Here is a 2,901-nt window from a genome sequence, read left to right on the forward strand (position 1 = left end):
GCACCAGCCAGCGCGCGATCGCCGCGCGCACCGCGTCCAGGCTGCCGTAATGCGCGAGCAGGCTCGCGCGCTGGCTGGTGCTGAACCGGATCTTGCCGGCCTCCGTCGGCGCGGCCTCGCCCTCGTCGGTATCGCCCGCCTCCGCCGGAAGGCCGGCCTCGAGCAGCCGGTCGCGGGTGGTCGGCCCGATGCGCGGCACCGCGGAGAATTCGATCCAGTCCGGCCCGGCCTGCGCGTCGGCTGCGGCCCGCAACGCCTGCTTCAGGGCGGAAAAATCCGAGAACCGCTTGGCCAGCGCCTTGGCGGTCGACTCGCCGATGTCGGGTATGCCCAGCGCGAACAGGAAGCGGTTCATCGGCAGGCGGCGGCGCTCGGTGACCGCGGCGAGCAGGTTGTGGATCGCCTTGTCCTCCTCCTCGCCCTTCTTCTTCGTCGGCTTCTTCGGCGCCGGAGCCCCCTCCGCCCGGCGCTCCGCCGACAGGGCCTCGCGGCGCGCGACGATCGCCGCCTTCAGCGGCTCGAACTCCAGGGTGAACAGGTCGGCGGGCTGGCGCACGAGGCCGGCCTCGAACAGCACCTCGATGTAGGTCTGTCCGAATCCTTCGAGGTCGAAGCCGTTGCGCGAGACGAAGTGCTTCAGGCGCTCGACGCCTTGCGCCGGGCAGATCAGCCCGCCGGTGCAGCGCCGCACCGCGTCGGGCTTGCCGGTGCGTGGGTTGATCTCGCGCACCGCCTTGCTGCCGCAGGCCGGGCAGGTCTCGGGGAAGACGAAGGGCCGGGCGTCGGCCGGGCGCTTGTCGAGTACCACGTCCATCACCTTGGGGATCACGTCGCCGGCCCGCAGCACCACAACGGTGTCGCCGACGCGGATGTCGCGGCCGTCGCGGATCGGCTCGCCGTCCCCGCCGACGCCCTTCACGTAGCCCTCGTTGTGCAGCGTCGCGTTCGAGACCACGACGCCACCCACCGTCACCGGGCGCAGCCGCGCGAGCGGGTTGAGCGAGCCGGTGCGGCCGACGTTGATGTCGATGCCCTCGACCACGGTGAACGCCTCCTGCGCGGCGAACTTGTGGGCCAGCGCCCAGCGGGGGCTGCGCGAGACGAAGCCGAGCCGCTTCTGCAGGGCGAGGTCGTCGACCTTGTAGACGACGCCGTCGATGTCGTAGCCGAGCGTCGGCCGGTCCGCCTCGATCGTTCGGTAATGCGCGATCATGCCGGCGGCGTCGGCACAGGTGACGGTCAGCGGGTTCACCGGCAGGCCCCAGGCGCGAAACAGCGCCATCACCCCCGATTGCGTCCCCTCGAAGGGCGGCACCACCTCGCCCCAGGCGTAGGCGAAGAACTTGAGCGGTCGTGAGGCGGTGATCGACGGGTCGAGCTGGCGCAGGGAGCCGGCGGCGGCGTTGCGCGGGTTGGCGAAGAGCGGCTTTCCCGCAGCCTCCTGGCGGGCGTTGATCGCGGCGAAATCCGCGTGCGAGAGGTAGACCTCGCCGCGCACCTCGCAGATTGCCGGCCAGCCGCTGCCGGCGAGCGCCTGCGGGATGTCCTCGACCGTGCGGGCGTTGGCCGTGACGTTCTCGCCGGTCTCGCCGTCGCCGCGGGTGGCGGCGGTGACGAGGCGCCCGTCCTCGTAGCGCAGGGACAGCGACAGCCCGTCGATCTTCGGCTCGGCGGTGAAGGCGAGCGGCGCCTCCGGCCGGTTCAGGAACCGGCGCACGCGGGCGACGAACTCCTCGACCTCCTCGTCGGCGAAGGCGTTGCCGAGGGAGAGCATCGGGACGGCATGGCGCACCTTGGCGAATTTTTCGGACGGCTTCGCGCCGACCGCCGTGCTCGCCAACCCGGTGCCGGCGAGATCGGGGACTTGCGCTTCCAGCGTCTCCAGCTCCCGGCGCAGGGCATCGTAGGCGGCATCCGAGATCTCGGGCGCATCCTCCTGGTGGTAGAGCCGGTCGGCCTCGGCGATCTCAGCGGAGAGGGCGGCGTGGCGCGCCCGCGCCGCGTCCGCGGTGAGCGTCGGGCTGGGCGCATTGGATTTTCGCGCGTCGGACTTCTCGGCGTCGGACTTCTCAGCGTCGGACTTGGTCGTGGCGGAGTTGGGCTTCGGCATCGGGCTCAGGACTTCCGCGTTGGGCGATCGGGCTTCTAACCGATTTCCCCCCGGCCGAGATCACTTCCCGAGCGAGCCGAAGCGTCGCGATGCACAGGGATCGCGCGTGGCTGGCGCGGCCGGGGCAGGATCAGCTCCGGGCGCCGCACCAGCGCCGCGGCCCCGAGCAGGACCAGCCCGGCGAGGATCGCGACCAGCGACAGGGGCAGCACCGGCATCAGCGCGCCGGAGGCCGCGCCGCCGGCGACGGAGCCGAGGTTCATCACCGCCATGAATACCTCGAACTGCGTCGCCGCGCCGGCGCGTCCGCGGCTCGCCTGCATCAGCGCCGGCACCAGGGCGACGATCAGCAGGCCGGGCAGGACGTTGGTGAAGCCGAGGATCAGCGGCCCGGCCGACCCGGCCAGGCCCGCCGCGATCAGGGCGGCGGTGGCGAGGAACGCGGCGGCGCTCGCCAGGAACAGGGCGCGCAGCGCCGGCAGCGGCCCGGCGCGGTCGCACCACGACCCGATGGCCACGGCACCCACCGTCCCGCCCGCGAAGGCGAGGCCGGCCTGGAGCCGCGACAGGGCGGCGGCATCCCAGCCCTGCGCCTGCACGAGGGCGACGGAGAACGGCAGCTCGAACAGCGCGAGCGCGCCGTCGATCGAGAAGCACAACGCGACGAGCCGCAGGGCGTGCGGCTGGCGCAGGCCAAGGCCCAGCCGGCGCAGGAACCGCCCGAACGGCACGTTCCGCCCGGCGTCGGCGCCGACGCGGCGCGCCGACGAGAGGAAGGCGTCGCCCGGCGC

The 2,901-nt window shown here is 72.9% G+C and carries 1 protein-coding gene and 1 pseudogene; both read right to left on the minus strand.

The window, feature by feature from the left end:
- The coding region (gene ligA / locus FV222_RS21955; protein ID WP_147815633.1) for an NAD-dependent DNA ligase LigA at positions 1 to 2,110 on the minus strand (2,110 nt) is incomplete at its 3' end.
- Positions 2,111 to 2,145: 35 nt separating this feature from the next.
- Positions 2,146 to 2,901 (minus strand): annotated as a pseudogene (locus tag FV222_RS29945) (hypothetical protein); the annotation flags it as partial.

Origin of the sequence: Methylobacterium sp. WL103 (genome assembly GCF_008039885.1) — a bacterium.
GTDB lineage: Bacteria > Pseudomonadota > Alphaproteobacteria > Rhizobiales > Beijerinckiaceae > Methylobacterium > Methylobacterium cerastii.